The organism is Nocardia flavorosea (assembly GCF_015477805.1).
Taxonomy (GTDB): Bacteria; Actinomycetota; Actinomycetes; order Mycobacteriales; family Mycobacteriaceae; genus Nocardia; species Nocardia flavorosea_A.
In genome coordinates this window covers 220,798-239,234 of record NZ_JADLQL010000003.1, presented here as the reverse complement: position 1 = coordinate 239,234, position 18,437 = coordinate 220,798, and the positions used below count along the sequence as shown (strand labels likewise).

Below are 18,437 nucleotides of genomic sequence, written 5' to 3'. Positions count from 1 at the left end.
TTCAGGAGTGCTCGCGCAGGTAGTCCAGGTAGAACCCGCGCAACGCCTCGGCGAGGTCGCCGTCGCCGGCATGGACGTAATCGTCGAGCATGGGGACCACCCATTTGATATCGGCCTCGCTCTCCCCGACCCGCCCCGCTGTGGCCTCCGCGGCGGGTATACGAGTGAGCAACTGCCAGAGGAAACGGATATCGCCGTGCCGCACCGCGAGCTTGACCGCCCGGTCGTGCAGTTCTTTCGACGACAGGCCTTCCAACTCCTCGTTCGTGCCCATACGCCGACTCTAATCCCGCCGGTGGTGTCCGGTCGCGTTTCCGGCCGGGCGCTTCGCCCCGCGTGGCGCTCCCGGACCGGCCGGCCCGCATGATGCGATGGCGTCATGACCGACGAAACCTACCCCGTCCCTCGCGGCTTCCAGGTCAAACGGGCCTACGAGGCACCGGAACCGGATGACGGTTACCGGGTGCTGGTCGATCGGCTGTGGCCGCGCGGGGTGACCAAATCCGCGGCCCGGATCGACGAATGGGCCAAGGACCTCACGCCCTCGACCGAGCTGCGCCGCTGGTTCCACGAAGATCCGGAGAGCCGCCGCGACGATTTCGCGGACCGATATCGCGAAGAACTCGCGGGCCGGACGGCCCGGGAGGTACTCGTCCGGTTGCGCGGCCTGGCACGGACCAACCCGCCGGTCACGCTCGTCACCGCGGTCAAAGATCCAGACAACAGCCACATTCCCGTACTGATGCAGTCCCTGGGCGAATAGCCGGCGACAGCGCCGGACGTACCGGCCGGGGCGAATACGGGGCGAACCCGAGCCTCGGACGGCCGACCGCGGCCATCCCCCGACGACATCCGAACGATACCGCGAATAGCCTGTCTGACCTGCTTGAATAGCCTGATTCGGGACCCCGTTCACACCGAATTCATCAAACCCTCCCGCATTTCTTCGAGCGCGAAGGGGCAGGTACGGGGTAGCTTCGTCAGTGGCGGGTCACGCGTTGTGGCTCGCTCGGGAGGTCCTGACCGTGACTGAGCAACTCAGTACGAGGGGGCCGGCACCCGGTCCTCGTGGCTGCTGACGCACCCCGTCAGCAGCCATCCGGACCGACCGGCCCAGCGAGACTGTCTGTGTGGGTGCCGCGCAGACCTAGGAGCCTACCGTGACTGATAATCGCTCCGTATCCGCCCCCTCGGCGAATTCTCGCTTCATTGAGAAAGGTTTGAAGACCTTCGTCATCGACACCTCCGTACTGCTGTCCGACCCCTGGGCGGTAACCCGGTTCGGTGAACATCAGGTGGTGTTACCGCTGGTCGTGATCAGCGAACTCGAAGGCAAACGGCACCACCACGAACTCGGCTGGTTCGCCCGGGAAGCCCTGCGCATGCTCGACGATCTGCGGGTGACCCACGACCGGCTGGACGAGCCGTTGCCGATCGGCACCGAAGGCGGCACATTGCAGGTAGAACTGAACCACACCGATCCCACGGTGCTACCGGTCGGCTTCCGTACCGAGAGCAATGATTCCCGCATCCTGGCCTGCGCGTTGAACCTCGCCGCGGACGGCCGGCAGGTGGTGCTGGTATCCAAGGACATCCCGATGCGGGTGAAGGCCAGCGCGGTAGGTCTGCGCGCGGAGGGATATCACGCCCAGGACGTGGTGACCTCCGGTTGGTCGGGCATGGTCGAAATCGACACCGCCTCCGAAATCGTCGACCAGCTCTACAGCGAATCGGTGGTCGACCTGGACGAGGCGCGCGAGTTGCCCTGCCACACCGGAATCCGGCTGCTGGGCAACGGTTCCAGTGCGCTCGGCCGCGTCACCGCGGACAAACGGGTGCAACTGGTGCGGGAACGGGAGGCGTTCGGGCTGCACGGCCGTTCCGCGGAGCAGCGGGTCGCGCTGGATCTGCTGCTGGACGAAAGCGTCGGGATCGTCTCGCTCGGTGGCCGTGCGGGCACCGGTAAATCGGCGCTGGCACTGACCGCGGGTCTGGAAGCGGTGCTGGAGAAGCGCTCCCACCGCAAGGTCGTCGTGTTCCGGCCCCTGTACGCGGTAGGGGGGCAGGAACTCGGCTATCTCCCCGGAACCGAGAACGAGAAGATGGGCCCGTGGGCGCAGGCCGTCTTCGACACTCTCGACGGGCTGGCCAGTCGCGAGGTGATGGAGGAGGTACTGAGCCGGGATATGCTCGAAGTCCTTCCGCTGACCCATATTCGCGGCCGGTCACTGCACGATTCGTTCGTGATCGTGGACGAAGCCCAATCGCTGGAACGCAATGTGCTGCTCACCGTGTTGAGCCGCCTGGGCAGTGGTTCCCGGGTGGTGCTCACCCACGATGTGGCGCAGCGCGACAACCTGCGGGTGGGCCGGCACGACGGGGTCGCGGCGGTGATCGAGAAACTCAAGGGCCACCCCTTGTTCGCACATATCACCCTGACCCGCAGCGAGCGTTCGCCCATCGCGGCGCTGGTCACCGAGATGCTGGAGGAGTACGCGCCGAGCGCTTGATGCCGGCATAGCCGGTCGGTGCCGTACCCGGACTGCACAGGTTCGTGAAGTACGGCGCCGACCGTCCGTCGAACCACCTGGCGAGGCCGTTCGAGGGCCGCTACGGCGCCCTCGAACGGCCGTTGAAACCGCGAGGCCCGGCCACCATGGCGGTCAGCGGCCGAGAACGGCCCCGACGAGGCCCATCACGGTGCCGCGCAGGAAATTCTCCCAGCTGAAATGGTCGTGCCACAGAATGATCCGGCCGTCCACCAGTTCGAAGGTGCCCATCACCCAGAACTCGATACGCACCGGCCCGAAGCGCAGGATATCGGTGCGATCGGTGAGCACGACGGCACCGTCGGCAGCAATATGGTGCATCCGCGCGGAGAACCCGAACTGCTCCCGGTCCAGCCCGCGCAGCAGTTTGCCGACCCGCCGCGCGCCCCGTACGTCCGGTAGCGAGGTGTTCTTCCAGACGATATCGGGATGCACGAGTTCCAGCGCTTCGCCGATCGCGCCGATCTCCATCGCGGTGAAGAATTCGCGGACGGTGGTGACCGCGTTCTGGTTCAGCTCGGTTTCCATCTCCCGAGCCTAGACCGGGCACCGGTACTCGGCGCAGAATACGCTCCCGGACCACACGGCTAGAACAGCTCGACCTCGTCGAACCGGACGGTCATGCTGTGCCGCCGGCCCCGCAGTACCCCACCGTCGCGGTGAACCAGCCCCTCATCGAATTCGATGCGTAGCTCGCCGCGCCCGGTGTCGACCTCCCGGACGACTCCACAGACATCCCAGAACGGTCCTGCGGGAAAGTGGACAACGTCGCCCGGTGCGTATTCGGTGATCCCCACACGAGCACAGTAGTCGTCGAACTCGCCGGGTGAGCGGGTTTCCCGTAGGCCCTGTCCCCGACCGGCGGCAGCGGCCGGCATCATGCTCCAGCGCGGCGCCACCCGGTGGAGACCGCCGCGATGATCACACTCGGCGGCGGCCCGGACCTGTTGTGCCCGAGCCGGTTCCGCCGCGTGGATATCAGCCCAGGAGGTTCCAGTCCTCGAGGTCCTGGTACAGCGGGAAGTCCTGGGCGAGTTTCGTCACCCGGGCGCGCAACGCGTCCAGATCGGCGCCCCCGGCCAGAGCGGTGCCGATGATATCGGCGACCTCGGTGAACTCGGTATCACCGAAACCGCGGGTGGCCAGGGCGGCGGTGCCGATACGCAGGCCGGAGGTCACCATCGGGGGGCGCGGGTCGAACGGGACCGCGTTCCGGTTCACCGTGATACCGATTTCGTGTAGCAGATCCTCACCCTGCTGGCCGTCGATATCGGAATTGCGCAGGTCCACCAGGACCAGGTGCACATCCGTACCGCCGGTGAGCACACTGACGCCGTTGTTCGCGACATCGGCCGCGGTGAGACGTTCGGCCAGGATCTTCGCACCGGAAATCGTGCGCTGCTGCCGCTCGGCGAACTCCGGCGTGCCCGCGATCTTGAAAGCCACCGCCTTGGCCGCGATGACATGCATGAGCGGGCCGCCCTGCTGACCCGGGAACACCGAACTGTTCAGCTTCTTGGCGTAATCCTGCTTGGCCAGGATCAGACCGGACCGCGGGCCGCCGAGCGTTTTGTGCACAGTGGAGGAGACGACGTCCGCGTACGGCACCGGCGACGGATGCAGCCCGGCCGCGACCAGCCCGGCGAAATGCGCCATATCCACCCACAGATAGGCACCGACCTCGTCGGCGATCTCCCGGAACGCCGCGAAATCCTGATGCCGCGGATACGCCGACCAACCGGCCACGATCACCTTCGGCCGCGATTCCCGCGCGATCGCCCGGACATTGTCCATATCCACCCGGTGGTCCTCTTTGGACACACCATAGGAATGGACCTCGTACAGCTTGCCGGAGAAGTTCAGCCGCATACCGTGTGTGAGATGGCCGCCATGCGCCAGATCCAGCCCGAGCAGCCGATCACCGGGGTCCATCAGCGACATCAGCACCGCGGCATTGGCCTGCGCGCCCGAATGCGGCTGCACATTCGCGAACTCCGCCCCGAACAGCGCCTTCGCGCGTTCCCGGGCCAGGTTCTCCACGACATCGACATGTTCGCAACCGCCGTAGTAGCGGCGGCCGGGGTAACCCTCGGCGTACTTGTTGGTGAGCACACTGCCCTGCGCCTGCAGCACCGCGCGCGGCACGAAGTTCTCCGACGCGATCATCTCCAGGGTGTCGCGCTCACGGGCGAGCTCGCCCGCCATCGCGGCGGCGAGCTCCGGATCGAGCTCACCGAGAGACTGGGTATTGACAGAGGCGGTCGTCTGCGTCACGACGCCAGTCTATGTTTACGGTGCCGCATCAGACGTCGGGGGGTGGGGCCTGTTGCCCCCTGGCGTCCGAGTCGGCGCTGCTCTCGTGGTTGATCCCACCTGCTCGGGGTCGGCCCTGCTGCCTCTCCGTTCTCGAGGTAGGCGCTGCTGTCGGCGTAGACCCTGGTCTCGCGCTGGACGCGAGTCTCGTAGTAGACCCGCTGCTCGCAGTAGACGCCGGTCCCGCAATAGACCCCGAAACGGGTTGGCCGGACGGATCAGCGCAGCGAGGACGGGATGAGGGGTTCATCGAGCAGGCGGCGGAACCGGTCGGCGCGGTCGTCGAGGTCCGTGGCTCGGTCGAGCCAGCTGCCGAGCAGTTTGTAGCCCTCCACGTAGGTGCTGATGTAGGCGCGCCACAGCGGGGACGACAGGAAGCGCAGCGATTGGCGGGCGCGGTCGGGTGTGGTCAACGACCAGCGTTCCAGGAAGCCGGCCACTTCGTCGGCGTCCTTGCCCTGATCGTGCAGCATGAGTGCCGCATCCTGGCGGACACCGAGCAGTTGCGCCGAGGCATCCGACAGCTGTTCGGCGCGGTCACCGTCGAACCGCAGGCCCAGGTCGGCGTAGATCTCCTGCGCCCATTTCCCCCAGCCGGGGCCGATGATCGAGCGCAGTGCCAGATCGGCGAGACCTTCGGCCATCAGGCACTGTGGCGTGTTCACCAGGAAGATCGTCTGCTCACCCTGGCCCGCGGCCACCAGTCCGGCTTCCTTGCGGCAGTGCTCGGTGTGGTGACCCGGGTAGGCCTCGTGCGCGATGAGTTTCGGGAGTGCCGCCATATGCTGGCGCAGATCGGAATTGATCGCGACTTTCGAACGATAATTGCCCAGGTAGTAGTTGAACCCCGACCACGGCTTGTCGCCGACCACTTCGTAGGTGACGTGTTCGTTGTCGGGCAGCGGGTACCGTTGCCGCACCAGTTCGCGTAGCGCGCCGGAGAATGCGTGCACGCAGGCTTCCAGGCGCTCCGGCGGGATCTCGTCGGCTTTGCGGTGGGCCGCCATCCGCTCGGCGAGCGGGCCCTCGCCGCCCAGTACCTCGTCGATCTTGCGGTGTGCCTCGTGGTAATCGGCCGGATCGCCGGGCGCGATATCCACGTCGAAGTACGCGCTGACCTCGTCGACGAAGCCGATCTCGTCGCCCGCGAACTTGCGGGCGGAGCATTCCAGCGCCCGCAGGTGGACATCGATGAACTCGGTGCGCTGCGGGCCCAGGTCCGCGGCGGGGAGTTCGGACCGCAACCGGGCGGCGGTGCGGGCCAGTTCCCGGGGCTCGGGCCGGGGTGCGTTCTCGACGGCCTGCCGTAACCGCGGGTCGCCGGTGTAGGCGTCGACGAAACCCGCTTCGAGCCGGTCGAATGCCAATCCGAGCCGCAGGTATTCCGTTACCAGAGGATGGGCGTGCATCCCTCCGACGATAGCCGTGAACGGGGTGGGCCGCGGGCCGGTGCGGGGTGCGAACGGCTACCTGCCCGGAAGCTCCCGGAGGCCGTACTCATACCGACTTGTAATGGACCCCCTCGTCGGTCCGCTCGTACCCGAGGGGCAGAATTCACCCATGAGGGCACAGCCAGAGCGCCGGACCGACCGCACTCCGGGCCACCGAGAGCACGGCATCTCACAGGTACGGCACCGTGAAAACGAGTGTCCGGCAGAGTGGAGCGCTGAATAGATGGCCAAGGCGAGCGAGCCCAGTCCCTATGTGGAATTCGACCGGAAACAGTGGCGTGCACTGCGCAAATCGACTCCGCTGGTGCTCACCGAAGAGGAATTGATCGGGCTGCGTGGTCTGGGCGAGCAAATCGATCTGGAAGAGGTCGCGGAGGTCTATCTGCCGCTCGCGCGGCTCATCCACCTGCAGGTCGCGGCGAGACAACGGCTGTTCGCCGCCACCGCCACCTTCCTCGGCGAAGCGCATCCCGATAAACAGGTGCCGTTCGTGATCGGGGTCGCCGGCAGTGTCGCCGTCGGCAAATCCACCACCGCTCGCGTGCTGCAGGCGCTGCTGGCCCGCTGGGATCACCATCCGCGGGTCGATCTGGTGACGACCGACGGATTCCTCTATCCCACCGCCGAACTCACCCGCCGCGGCATCATGCACCGCAAGGGTTTCCCGGAAAGCTATGACCGGCGGAAATTGCTGCGTTTCGTCACCGAAGTGAAATCGGGCGCCGAAGAGGTGTGCGCGCCGGTGTATTCACATATTTCCTACGATATCGTCCCCGGCGAGTTCCATTGCGTACACCAACCCGACATCCTGATCGTGGAGGGCCTGAATGTCCTGCAAACGGGCCCCCGCCTGATGGTTTCGGATCTGTTCGATTTCTCGATCTACGTGGACGCCCGGATCGAAGATATCGAGAACTGGTATGTACGCCGATTCCTGAGTTTGCGCGCCACCGGCTTCGCCGACCCCAAGGCCCATTTCCACCACTACGCGAAATTCACCGATTCCGAGGCGACCGCAGCCGCCAAGGACATCTGGAATTCCACCAACCGGCCCAATCTGGTGGACAACATCCTGCCCACCCGCCCGCGCGCGACGCTGGTCCTGCGCAAGGATTCCGACCACAGCATCAACCGCCTCCGCCTCCGGAAGCTCTAGCTCTCTTCAGGTCCCGTAGCGGCGGTGGCGGGCGGCGTAATCGCGGAGGGCGCGCAGGAAATCCACGCGGCGGAATTCGGGCCAGTAGACCTCGGTGAACCAGATTTCGGAGTAGGCGCTCTGCCAGAGCAGGAACCCGGAGAGGCGTTGTTCGCCGGAGGTGCGGATCACCAGGTCCGGGTCGGGTTGGCCGGAGGTGTAGAGGTGCTGGCCGATGGCGTTGACCGTGATCGACTGGACCAGGTCTTCACCGGTTTCCCCGGCGGCGATCTCCTGGCGGACCAGCTGGCGGACCGCGTCGGCGATTTCCTGGCGGCCGCCGTAGCCGATGGCGACGTTGACGTGGGTGCCGGTACGTTCGCGGGTGCGTTCGGTGGCGGTGCGCATCCGTTTGGCGACCAGCTCGGGTAGGCCGTCGAGGGAGCCGACGATCCGAACCCGCCAGTTCTGTTCGGGCGCTGCCAGTTCCTCGACGACGTCGGTGATGACCTCGAACAGCGTTTCCAGTTCTTCCTGGCCGCGGCGCATGTTTTCGGTGGAGAGCAGATAGACGGTGACCAGCTCGATTCCCGCGGCTTCGCACCAACTGACCAGTTCGGCGACCTTGAGGGCCCCGACCCGGTGCCCGTGGGTGATATCGGTGAACCCGTTCTCCCGGGCCCAGCGGCGATTGCCGTCACACACCACGGCGACGTGGCGCGGATGCTGTTTATCCACAAGCTTCTTGGCCAGACGGGCCTCGTAGATGCGATAGGGAAAGCCCCGCAGCCGACTCGGAAATTCCACGACGACCTACAGTACGCCTTTCCCGGGTTTCATCCGCACTCGCCGCCGAACGTGGGCTCGGCCACAGTCTCCCGGGTTCGCGCCGGAACCGGTACAGTTGCAACCGAAGTAACCTACGCTGGCGTAGGTTACTTGCGAGTCAACGAATGCTGCGCGATCCGGAGTGGCGACCACCAGGTCCGGCCGGGCCGGCAGTACCGCTCGGTGCCGTGGCGGCGTCGCCGCGCCCGGCCGATCCAGGAGGTTCCGTGTTCGACTCGGCCGATCCGAAATCAGGTGATAACGAACTGTCGAGACCCGGTGGTGTCCCGCTGTGGCCCGGCGACCCGGCCGAAGCGGGTACCGACGTCCCGCGCGACTCCGTCACCGACAGCACCGCACCGGCCGCCACCGGTGACGACGACCCGGTCCCCAACCCGGCCGATTCCCTCGTCGCCCTGGTCAAGCCCCGGATGCGGGGCTGGATCCACACCTGGGCCACCGCAATCGCGGCGCTCGCCGTGATCGCGCTGATCGCCGCGGCCACGACCGTTTCGGCCACGGCGGTGGTCGCGACCGCGATCTACGGGCTCACCATCTGCGCGCTGTTCGGGATAAGCGCTACCTACCACCGGATCACCTGGACCACCGTGCGGGCCCGGGTCCGGATGAAACGCGCCGATCATTCGATGATCTTTCTCTTCATCGCCGGCACCTACACACCCTTCGCCCTGCTCGGTCTGCCCGCCCCGACCGGCCCGATCCTGCTGGCCGTGGTGTGGTCCGGGGCGCTCGCCGGGGTCGCGTTGAAGCTGCTGTGGCCGCATGCCCCGCGCTGGGTGGGGGTGCCGCTGTACCTGCTGCTCGGCTGGGCGGTCGTACCGGTGGGCGGGGAACTCTACCGGTCGGTGGGCCTGTCGGCGGTGCTGCTGCTGGTGGCCGGCGGACTCGCCTACAGCATCGGCGCGGTCCTGTACGCGACCAAATGGCCGAACCCGTGGCCCGCCACCTTCGGTCACCACGAGTTCTTCCATGCCGCCACGGTGCTCGCCGCGCTGTGCCACTACGTGGCGATATGGCTGGTATTGCTGGGATGAGCGGCCGTGCCCCCGCGCGATCTCGGCCCGATAATGGGCGTATGCCCAGCTGTGTCGATTAGGCTGCTGACTCGTGTCCTTCGATACCGGACGCCGGAACGGCAGTACGGTCCGGCGCCGGGCCGGAACGATCTCCCGGCTGATGCTCTGGAGCGTCAATGCCCGCTCGGGCCTGTCGGTGATGGTTATCGCGGCCCATTTCGCCGGCCTGGCCGTTATCGTCGGCCAACTGTGGCTCATCGGTTTCCCGAGCCGGGTCGACACCGATCAACTCGACGAACTCGCCGCCGTAGCCCTCTATCCGGCGCTGGCGATCCTGGCGGGGATCGGTTTGGCCATCCGCGACCGGATGGCCTATTTCGGCTGGCTCGACCAATCACGCAAGCCGACCCCGAACGAGGCACGCCGCCTGCTCCGGCTGCCGATTGCGGTATCACTGCGGGCGATCGCCATGTGGACACCGGGTGTAGTCGTCTCCGCGGCGCTGCTGGCCCGGCTCACCGAGGAGAACGATTTCGTCGTCCTGCTCGCCATGTTCACCATCGGCGGCCTCGAATCGGCCGGCCTGACCTATCTCGTCGTCGACCGGGTGCTCCGGCCCGTGGTGCCGATTGTCGCCGGTGTGCTCGGTGCGACGATGCACTGGAGTTCCTCGGTATTCGTCCGGGTCGCACTGGCCTGGCTGGTATCCGGCGCCATGCCGCTGAGCGCGTTGATCGTGGTGCTGGCCGATCCCGCTTCCACCCAGGAACACCGGATCCGCACCGGTATCTTCCTCGCGGCGATCAGCCTGGCGGTCGGGGTCGGCGCCACCTGGGCACTCGCCCGCGCCGTGGCCACCCCGTTACGCGTGTTGCGCAGAGCAGTGGACCGGATCACTCAGGGCGACCTGGACGTGCGGGTGCCGGTGGGCAGTGCCAGCGAGATCGGGCGGCTGGAACATTCGGTCAACGAGATGTCGGCGAATCTGCGGGAGCGGCTGCGGCTACGGGATGTGTTCGGCCGGCATGTCGGCGAAGAGGTCGCCGAACGCGCGCTGGCGGGCGGGGTCGACCTCACCGGTGATGTTCGGGAGGTGACGGCCCTGTTCGTGGACGTCACCGGCTCGGTGGCGATTTCCACCGGGCTGCCGCCGCAGGAATTCGTCGCGAAACTCAACCGGCTGATGGCAACGGTGGTCGCGGCCACCGAGGACAACGACGGCCTGGTCAACAAGTTCGAAGGCGATGCGGCGCTGTGTATTTTCGGCGCGCCGATAGCCCTGGGGGACAACGCGACCCCCGCACTGCGCGCGGCCCGCCGGATCCGGGACGAGATCGCGGCGGCCGGAGAACTGGATATCGGTATCGGAGTGGCCCGCGGCCGGGTGTTCGCGGGCGATCTCGGCACCGACACCCGGCGCGAGTTCACCGTGATCGGTGACGCGGTGAACGCCGCGGCCAGGCTCACAACCCGGGCCAAGGAGGTACCGCGACGCATCCTGGTATCGCAGAGCGTCGTCGACGCGGCCGCGGCGGACGAGCGAGAGAACTGGGTGAAGTACGGGGCCGTGGCGTTGCGGGGTATCGCCGAACCCACGTCCTCGTGGACCGACCGCGAAACGGAGACGCCTCCGTAACGAAACCGCGCGGCAGGCTCGCCGGTTCGCAGGGCTCCCCTGCCGGGCCGGCAACACGGTGCCGGAGCCCGCCGCCCGAAGCCCGCTTGTTCCGAGGGCCGCCGCCGGGGGATCACGTCGCTCTTCCGAGCCGACCACCTGTCCCAGGGCCCCCGGGCCCCTCGCCGTAGCGGACCGTGCCGATACCGAGGTGAGCACCCGGCTCTCCGGCTGCCGCCGGATCGTCGGCCCCACCCGGCAAGCTCACCCGCGCCGAGGCCGATACCGCCCGGCTGTCCCCTCCAGGCGTCGACCGGCCGTCTTCGCTTGCGCCATCCTCCGCCCCGGTACACGAGCGCGGGAGCGCCGGCGGCCGCCGCGGGCCCTGACCACGAAGCGCTGCCGCGCAGAGTGTCTCGCGCACTACGCTGCGCGGGCGGGCAGGTGACACCGCCGCGCCCCCGAGTGCGGCGCTTCGGGGGTCGGTGACCGCCGCGCTGCCCGTGACTCTTTGGCGACCGTTCTCCGGCAGCGCTCCGGAGCGCTCGGGGCCGAGTCGTTACTGCGGCGCGGGTGCGGTGGAACCCCCGGTCAGCGCGGCACGCAGATCCTCCGGTGTGGTGACCGGGAGGTCGCAGACCGTACCGCGGCACACATAGGCCGCGGCAGTGCCCTCGATCGCGGGCCGATCGGCGAGCAGCGGAACAGTATCCGCGGCCGCCCGCACGACGATCGCGCCACCGGGCGCGTGGGCCCGCGCGATTTCCAGCAACTCCACATCCCCCACCGGTAGGTCGCCAGTCGTGGATATCGCGATCTGCAATGGTCCCTGTAGCGCGGCTTCGGCGACCGTCAGCCACTGTCCGGCCGAACGCGGGGCCTTGGCGAGGACAACCGCCCCCCGCGCCAGCGTCCGATCGGCCAGCTCCCGGTAGCGGCCGGCGCGCTCGGGTTCCACCACGGCAGAGGCCGTCAGCAGCGCCTCGGCGAGCACGGACGCACCCGCCGGGGTCGCGCCGTCGATGGGGTCGCGGGGGCGGGCGATCAGCGTTTCCGCGTCGTCGGCGGTATCGAACCAGCTGCCTGGTTCGTCCGGATCGGCGAAATGGGTGATCGCCGAATCCAGGATCCGGTGGATATCGGGCAGCCACCCGGCCGACCCGGAGTACTGGTGCAACGCCAGCAGCGCGGTCGCCAGCCAGGCATAGTCCTCGAGCACGCCGGCCGAAGCCCCGGCGGCCCCGCCCAGCGAGGCGCGCAGTACCCGGTCACCGGCGACGTGCACGTCGAGGATCACCCGGGACAGCTCGTGGGCGGCGTCGAACCAGTCGCGCCGGTCCAGTGCGCGAGCCGCCTCGCACAGTGCGGTGATCGCCATACAGTTCCAGGCGGTGACCACCTTGTCGTCCCGCTCGGGTTGCGGGCGGCGGTCCCGGGCGGCACGCAAAGCGGTGCGGACCCGTTCGAACCGCTCGATCTCGTCGGGGTCGCGCAGACGCGTGAGCACCGAACTGCCCTGCTCGAAGTTACCGGCCGTGGTGACCCCGAAGAACTCGCCCGCCCAGGCACCGTCGATCGGGCCGAGTTCGCCGACGAGTTCGGCGGGGTTCCACACGTAGGTGGCGCCCTCCATACCCGGCGCACCCGGCTCCACCTGGGTGTCGGCGTCGAGCGCGGAGGCGAAACCGTTCGCGGTGGCCAGATCGTCGAACAGGAATGCGACCAGTTCCTCGGTGATCCGCCGGGGCAGCGGATCGTCCGGGGTGCGCCGGGCGAGATGCGCGTAGAACCGCAGCAGTTGGGCGTTGTCGTAGAGCATCTTCTCGAAATGCGGAACCACCCACGCGGCGTCCACCGAATAGCGGGCGAACCCACCACGTAGCTGGTCGTAGATTCCGCCGCGGGCCATCGCCTCGGCGGTACGGTCCACCACCGCGCGCACCTGCGGATCGCCGGTGCGCTCCCAGCTGCGCAGCAAACCCTCCAGCAGCGCGGCCGGCGGGAACTTCGGCGCGCCGCCGAAACCGCCGTGTACCTCGTCGAAATCGCGGATCGTGGCAGCGACGGCATGGTCCAGCAGTTGCTGGGTTATCCGGAGTTCGCTTTCGGGCAGTCCGCTCGCCTGGGCCCGCAGCGCATCGGCGACCTGGTCGGCGGCGGTGTCGACATCGGCGCGCCGGTTACGCCAGGTATCGGTGATCGCGGTGAGCAGCTGCGTGAACGACGGCATCCCGCCGCGCGGGACCTTCGGGTAGTAGGTCCCGCAATAGAACGGTTCACCCGAGGGGGTCAGGAAGCAGGTCATCGGCCACCCGCCCTGGCCGGTCATGGCGACGGTCGCGTTCATGTACACGGCGTCGATATCGGGGCGTTCCTCTCGATCGACCTTGATGCAGACGAATTCGTCGTTCATCTGCGCCGCCGTCGGCTCGTCCTCGAACGATTCGTGCGCCATCACATGGCACCAGTGACAACTGGCGTACCCCACCGACAACAGAATCGGCACATCCCGCGCCGCCGCCTCGGCCAGCGCATCGGCATCCCATTCTCGCCAATGGACCGGGTTGTTCGCGTGCTGACGCAGGTACGGAGAGGTGGCACCGGACAGACGGTTCATCCCTCCAGCCTTCCACAGACGCCGGCAAGCGATACCCGGCAAGAACGGAACAGCCGTCCCGATTGCGCCGGCCGACGACAGACGGACGGCGACCCTGTCACGGTTCGAGGTCGATCACGCCTTTGCCGCTCGATATATCGAGTGGCACCGAGACCTGGTCGTGCGCGATGAACCAGGTGCCGTCGATCTTCCGCATTCCGTAGGTGACCCGTACCCAGATCCCGTTCGATACAGTTCCGTCGGTCGATATGCCGTGCAGACGCGCGAAGGCGTGCCCGAACGCCACATCGTCGCCGATGGCGAATGTCAGGTCGCGAACCTCGTATGTCACGGTCTCGAAGACCCGGAAAACTTTCGCCCAGTTCTCGAGTTTCGCGGCTGTTCCGACATGCTGAAGTGGCGGTTCGATATCGAAGGACACGACATCGGTGGTGTACAGCCGCTCCAGTGCTCCGAGATCTTTGGCTCGCAGCGCTTCGACGGCGTCGTCGATCCGGCGGCGGAGCTCGGCTTCATCGGCCTGGATCCGGTCGGCGCGGGACCGCGATCTACCGGATTCGGTCATATCGGGAACCTCCTGCTGGTCGACTGAACGTGCTACCTCCTGTGACGACACAGCCGTCCGGATTGTGACGCCGCCCGACGATCGCGTGGCATTCGGCCTGCGCCTCGTGGGCGAAGTGTGCCGGGGCCAGGATATCGGCCCGGGCCGCCTCATCCGCCATCCAGCGATCCCGGTTTCAGTGCGAACTCACAGTTCGCGGCCCGTGCGGCGACCGTCCGGATCACCATCGAATTCCAGCAGGGCGAGTTCCGGCGTCGCCGCGGGCTCGGGCATACGCTCCGCCCCCTGATGCGTTGTGCACCGGCCACCACCGGTCGCGATACCGCAGGGCCTGCCTTTCGTCGTCGCTGCTCCGCACTGCAGAGCAGGGTCATGGATATGGCAGAGTCCGGAGGGTCCGGCACCCGTGGGGCAGGGACGGCCCGCCTTGGTGGTGGCCCGGCAGCGCGCGCCGGTCACCTCGGCCGGCTTGCGGGCAGCGTGCTCACGACGGACCGTCTTTCCGGGCTGTTTCTCGACACCACCGGCCTCGCACGCGCCGCGAACGGCCAAGCGGTCGGCCCGTTCGTTCTCAGGGTGCCCGGCATGCCCTTTCACCCATTCCCATTCGACCTGATGCGGCGCACACGCTTGCATCAGCCGTTTCCACAGGTCGGCATTCTTGACCGGCTCCTTCTTCGTGGTCACCCAGCCATTGGCCTGCCATTTCCGCACCCATGTGGTGATGCCATCGCGCACATAGGTGCTGTCGGTGTAGACCCGAACCTCCGAGGCCCGCGTGAGCCGCTCCAGCGCTTCGATCGGTGCTGTCAACTCCATCCGGTTGTTGGTCGTGGGCCCGGGATCGCCACCGAAGATCTCCTTCTCGTGCCGACCGAACCGAAGCACCGCGCCCCACCCGCCGGGCCCCGGATTCGGACTACACGCACCATCGGTATAGATTTCGACCTCCACGCCCGTCAGGCTAGCGTCGAATCGCCCGAAGTTGCTGGGATCGAGCAACTTTCGACTCGACCGCAGCCGCCGCGCCGCTTCCCGGAAATCAGCCGGCGGCTGCGCTACGCCCCGTATCCGCCGTCGATCCGATGCACTGCGCCGGTGACGTAGGAGGCGGCCGCCTACTGGCCGACAGCACCTGCGAACTCGGTAACGCCGATCCGGAAGTCCCCGCCCACGCCCATCACACCGATGAGACGTCCACCGCTCTGATCGCCGACTGCGTCGCCCGCGCCCGCCGCGCGGGTGACGCGTCGACGCGGCGGTTTTCCGGTCATTCCATCCGGGTCAGTGACATTCGTCGGGGGCGGGTTCACCGCGCAGCCGGGCGTCGAGCCAGGCGAAGGAGCCGGGGAAGCCGGTGCCGAGTCCGGTCACGTGTTCACCGGGCTCGCTGCGGAACACCGCGCTGACACCGCGGGCGCACTGCTGCCGGTAGAGCTCGCGGGACCCTTCGATAGGGATCCACAGATCATGCGCCGCGTGGTAGATGTACAGCGGCGCTCCGGCGGTGCGGTCGCTCAGATCCGTGCGCTCGAAGATCCGCTCGGCGATATCGCTGTCGAGCGGATCGGCGATATCGGCGGTGACTTCGATCGGTATGCCGACCACGCCCATCGGTCCGGCGAGTTCGCCGCAGGCGTCCTTGAGGGGAGAGGTAGCGGCCCACTGGGCCAGGTTGTTGAGGTGCCCGAGGATTTCGGGGTGCTCACGTGCCATCGCGAGCACGACGACCAGCAGGACCCCGGAGGCGAAACTGCCGTTGAATCGGTCGGCGATCTCGCGGTTGTCGGCAACGAGCCCGCCGATGCTCACGCCGACAACGGCATCGGTCAGGTCCGGCGCGTATTCGTCGAGCAGCATGGCCGTCGCGTAGGAGGCGATTCCGCCGCCGGAGTATCCGCCGACAGCGAAACGGCTGTCGCCGAATTCGCCGCCGGGCAAGGAACGTACGGCACGAATCCCGTCGAGGATGACCTGTCCGGCGACATTGGGTTCCGCATAGGCCATCCAGGGACCTTCATGATCGGGGATCAGGACGGCGTAGCCCCGATTCAGGGCCGAGGCGGCGGTCGGCGGGAACGCGTCGGTGGCGCTGCTGCCGGTGACGTTGCCGCCGCCGAGCAACCCATGGGCCAGCGTGTATCCGGGGGTGCACCGCTTGCCCAGCGAATTGATCGGCCGGGCGTCGACCAGGACGGGCCGGGTGCCCGGCCCGGGCCACGGGGTGGGTGGGGTGACCACTGTCGCGGTGCCGTAAGAAGGCTCGCCGGTGGCGGAGGTCGAACGGAATTTCAGCAACCGCGCGCGGCCGACGGGCGCGGTGATCACTTGGGCTGCCGTGGCGGTCACATCGCGCTGCTCGAGGATATCGCCGGGTTTCGAATCGCCCAACTGCTCCGGCCACGTATCGAAGATCGGGTCACCGGTCGGCGAGGATTGCACCGCACGCCACAATGCGGCGATTTCCGGTGACATATCGGCGTGCGGCGGCGCGACTGCCGGCGGCAGGGGCGGTGCGGGAATCGTGTCATCGATCTGCTTTTGCAGTTCCGACGGTGGGCCCGGCTGCGCATACCCTTCGGCCGCGGCGAAATGCTGTCCGGCCAGCAGCAGACAACTGATCGTGCTCGTGATCGCCAGCATGCGTAGCGACCGGCCGTGGGGCGACCGGGTATTTCGATCCTTCAATTCCGCTTCCTTCAGCGATCGATGCACACGTATCCGCCGACAGGCATCTCGAACAGCCGTGCCGACCGTTGCCGTCTCGTCGCCGAACGCTGTGACGCACTGCGCGTTTCGAGCAGCGCCGCTATTCTACTGATCTTGATCGGAGGTTGGACCGTGGCGAATCGCACAAACGCACCCGCGGTTCGCTGTGATCTTGCATCGATCTCATGTCTCGATTTGCGGAGCGCGGACAGCGGCAGCCGATACTCGGGAAAACGTGGTGGACAGAGGGCGAGGGTACGGGTGAAGCCGCTTCGGACGATCATGGTTGCTCTACTTGCCGGTTTCGCGGTGCTCGGCGGGCAATTGCCCAGTGCGCACGCGGAGCCGCCGGCAGAACCGGACAGATCGAACCCGTCACCTCTACAGGAGTGGATCGACAAAGCGATCCCGGTGCCACCACAATTCGCGGGCAGCGCTCCCGACGAGGCACTATGGCGCGGGGTACTGCCGTCGGCGGTCGACGACCCCATCTTCGACACCTGGCCCGCCGACCTCGCTGAGCTGACCCCCGGCCAGATCATCGAAACGCGTGACATCACGGCGACCGCCGCCCTGCGCATGGCGACCCCCATCGCGCGGGCCACATTGCTGAAGTTCCGGTCCACCTCCGCCACGGGTGGTCCCTCCTTCGGAACCGCGACGTTGATCGTGCCGGCAGCCGAATGGGCCGGCCCCGGGCCGCGCCCGGTGGAGGTGAACGCGATGCCGATCAATTCGCTCGGTACGCACTGCACCCCCGGCTTCCAGTTGTCGCACGATCTCCTGGACCGGCCCAACGGCGATTTCCCGGTCTTCCTGCCGTCGGTGTGGTGGGCGCTGAACAAGGGATACGCGGTCCTCATGCCGGACCACGAGGGCCCGTTGATGGCCTACGCCGAACCCAATACCGCCGGACACGTGATGCTCGATTCGATTCGTGCCGTCCGCGCCCACGAACCGGCGGAATTCGGCGACAGCCGCTACGTGGCCGTGGGCTACTCCGGTGGCGCGATCGCCGCCTACGCGACGGCGATGCTGCTCGACGAGTACGCACCGGAACTGGCGGATTCGCTGGTGGGCGCGGCGGCGGGCGGCCTGGTGACCGACAATGCGAACGTCGCCCACCAGTTCAACGGCAATATTTCCTCCGGAATCCTGTTGACGGTGGCGCTGGCGGTCTCGCGGGAACGTCCCGAAATCCTGCAGCACATGAACCATCTCGGGCAATGGGTCGCGTCCTCACCGCTGCGTGATATCTGCGGCGACACCTCCGGACCGCTCGGTGTGGTCGGCATTCCGATCGATATCGCGGCGAATACCGCGAATGCACTCGACACCCCGTTCGCCGCGGAGGTATTCGAGCAACTGGACCTGACAGACCGGACATCACCCGTACCGCTGTTCATCTACCACGGGTTGCACGATCCGTGGATCCCGCTCGCCGACGCCGAACGCATGTATCGCCAGCAGTGCGACCGCGGTGTCCCCGGCGTCTTCCGGGTCGTCGGCGGCGAACACCTGCTCGGCTATGTCAGCGGTTATCCCGAACTCAGCGACTGGATCGACGCCCGCCTCCGTGGCGACCCCGCACCGAACGAATGCTGAACGGCGGGCGCCC

The 18,437-nt window shown here is 67.3% G+C and carries 15 protein-coding genes and 1 pseudogene; 6 read left to right on the top strand and 10 right to left on the bottom strand.

The features are described from left to right. Window position 1 precedes the first annotated feature (1 nt). Entirely contained in the window at window positions 2-274 is a 273-nt protein-coding gene (locus IU448_RS16600; RefSeq protein ID WP_033243389.1) for a hypothetical protein, read from the bottom strand. A gap of 105 nt (window positions 275-379) precedes the next feature. On the opposite strand from IU448_RS16600, the gene IU448_RS16595 reads away from it, so the two are divergent. Both IU448_RS16595 and IU448_RS16590 read left to right on the top strand, forming a co-directional pair. Continuing rightward, a complete protein-coding gene (locus IU448_RS16595; RefSeq protein WP_195056535.1) occupies window positions 380-763 on the top strand; it encodes a DUF488 domain-containing protein in 384 nt (127 codons plus the stop codon). 397 nt (window positions 764-1,160) lie between these two features. Further along, window positions 1,161-2,510, top strand: coding sequence for a PhoH family protein (locus tag IU448_RS16590; protein ID WP_195056534.1), 1,350 nt, complete (start codon window positions 1,161-1,163; stop codon window positions 2,508-2,510). 153 nt (window positions 2,511-2,663) lie between these two features. Here the strand turns inward: IU448_RS16590 and IU448_RS16585 are convergent, their stop codons facing one another. The 4 genes from IU448_RS16585 to IU448_RS16570 form a co-directional block, all read right to left on the bottom strand. Next, the gene (locus IU448_RS16585; protein ID WP_195056533.1) at window positions 2,664-3,077 is read right to left on the bottom strand and encodes a limonene-1,2-epoxide hydrolase family protein; all 414 of its coding nucleotides are present in this window, start codon (window positions 3,075-3,077) and stop codon (window positions 2,664-2,666) included. Window positions 3,078-3,136: 59 nt separating this feature from the next. Beyond that, on the bottom strand, window positions 3,137-3,346 hold the full coding sequence (locus tag IU448_RS16580) for a hypothetical protein (RefSeq protein WP_195056532.1): 210 nt from the start codon (window positions 3,344-3,346) through the stop codon (window positions 3,137-3,139). Between the two features lie 181 nt (window positions 3,347-3,527). Further along, a complete protein-coding gene (gene glyA, locus IU448_RS16575) occupies window positions 3,528-4,823 on the bottom strand; it encodes a serine hydroxymethyltransferase (RefSeq protein ID WP_195056531.1) in 1,296 nt (431 codons plus the stop codon). A 257-nt stretch (window positions 4,824-5,080) separates the two neighbouring features. Next, window positions 5,081-6,271 (bottom strand): DUF885 domain-containing protein, encoded by a 1,191-nt coding sequence (locus tag IU448_RS16570; RefSeq protein ID WP_195056530.1) that lies wholly within the window; start codon window positions 6,269-6,271, stop codon window positions 5,081-5,083. Between the two features lie 265 nt (window positions 6,272-6,536). Here IU448_RS16570 and coaA point away from each other — a divergent pair, with 265 nt between their 5' ends. Beyond that, window positions 6,537-7,469: a type I pantothenate kinase gene (gene coaA / locus IU448_RS16565; protein WP_195056529.1), complete on the top strand. Its 933-nt coding sequence runs from the start codon at window positions 6,537-6,539 to the stop codon at window positions 7,467-7,469. A 6-nt stretch (window positions 7,470-7,475) separates the two neighbouring features. On the opposite strand, the gene IU448_RS16560 is transcribed toward coaA, so the two are convergent. Next, window positions 7,476-8,255, bottom strand: coding sequence for an isoprenyl transferase (locus IU448_RS16560; RefSeq protein WP_195056528.1), 780 nt, complete (start codon window positions 8,253-8,255; stop codon window positions 7,476-7,478). A gap of 437 nt (window positions 8,256-8,692) precedes the next feature. On the opposite strand from IU448_RS16560, the gene trhA reads away from it, so the two are divergent. After that, the gene (gene trhA / locus IU448_RS16555) at window positions 8,693-9,331 is read left to right on the top strand and encodes a PAQR family membrane homeostasis protein TrhA (RefSeq protein ID WP_324188634.1); all 639 of its coding nucleotides are present in this window, start codon (window positions 8,693-8,695) and stop codon (window positions 9,329-9,331) included. Window positions 9,332-9,404: 73 nt separating this feature from the next. Beyond that, window positions 9,405-10,949: an adenylate/guanylate cyclase domain-containing protein gene (locus tag IU448_RS16550; protein ID WP_280458756.1), complete on the top strand. Its 1,545-nt coding sequence runs from the start codon at window positions 9,405-9,407 to the stop codon at window positions 10,947-10,949. A gap of 538 nt (window positions 10,950-11,487) precedes the next feature. Here the strand turns inward: IU448_RS16550 and IU448_RS16545 are convergent. The 4 genes and pseudogenes from IU448_RS16545 to IU448_RS16530 form a co-directional block, all read right to left on the bottom strand. After that, window positions 11,488-13,545 carry a thioredoxin domain-containing protein gene (locus IU448_RS16545; RefSeq protein ID WP_195056527.1) on the bottom strand — a complete coding sequence of 686 codons (2,058 nt, stop codon included), beginning with the start codon at window positions 13,543-13,545 and terminating at the stop codon, window positions 11,488-11,490. Window positions 13,546-13,642: 97 nt separating this feature from the next. Next, a complete protein-coding gene (locus tag IU448_RS16540) occupies window positions 13,643-14,110 on the bottom strand; it encodes a YybH family protein (protein WP_195056526.1) in 468 nt (155 codons plus the stop codon). A 486-nt stretch (window positions 14,111-14,596) separates the two neighbouring features. After that, a pseudogene (gene rnhA, locus IU448_RS28990) lies at window positions 14,597-15,073 on the bottom strand (ribonuclease HI); the annotation flags it as partial. 321 nt (window positions 15,074-15,394) lie between these two features. Further along, window positions 15,395-16,798 carry a lipase family protein gene (locus IU448_RS16530; protein WP_228813292.1) on the bottom strand — a complete coding sequence of 468 codons (1,404 nt, stop codon included), beginning with the start codon at window positions 16,796-16,798 and terminating at the stop codon, window positions 15,395-15,397. A 303-nt stretch (window positions 16,799-17,101) separates the two neighbouring features. Between IU448_RS16530 and IU448_RS16525 the strand changes: the two genes are divergently transcribed. Continuing rightward, a complete protein-coding gene (locus tag IU448_RS16525; RefSeq protein WP_195056524.1) occupies window positions 17,102-18,424 on the top strand; it encodes a lipase family protein in 1,323 nt (440 codons plus the stop codon). The last annotated feature ends 13 nt before the right edge of the window (window positions 18,425-18,437 follow it).

Excerpts from the sequence above, each read along its gene's own strand:
- IU448_RS16545 (WP_195056527.1), bottom strand. The coding sequence starts at position 13,545 with ATGAACCGTCTGTCCGGTGCCACCTCTCCGTACCTGCGTCAGCACGCG.
- coaA (WP_195056529.1), top strand. The coding sequence starts at position 6,537 with ATGGCCAAGGCGAGCGAGCCCAGTCCCTATGTGGAATTCGACCGGAAA.
- IU448_RS16595 (WP_195056535.1), top strand. The coding sequence starts at position 380 with ATGACCGACGAAACCTACCCCGTCCCTCGCGGCTTCCAGGTCAAACGG.
- IU448_RS16570 (WP_195056530.1), bottom strand. The coding sequence starts at position 6,271 with ATGCACGCCCATCCTCTGGTAACGGAATACCTGCGGCTCGGATTGGCA.
- IU448_RS16540 (WP_195056526.1), bottom strand. The coding sequence starts at position 14,110 with ATGACCGAATCCGGTAGATCGCGGTCCCGCGCCGACCGGATCCAGGCC.
- IU448_RS16525 (WP_195056524.1), top strand. The coding sequence starts at position 17,102 with ATGGTTGCTCTACTTGCCGGTTTCGCGGTGCTCGGCGGGCAATTGCCC.
- IU448_RS16585 (WP_195056533.1), bottom strand. The coding sequence starts at position 3,077 with ATGGAAACCGAGCTGAACCAGAACGCGGTCACCACCGTCCGCGAATTC.
- IU448_RS16600 (WP_033243389.1), bottom strand. The coding sequence starts at position 274 with ATGGGCACGAACGAGGAGTTGGAAGGCCTGTCGTCGAAAGAACTGCAC.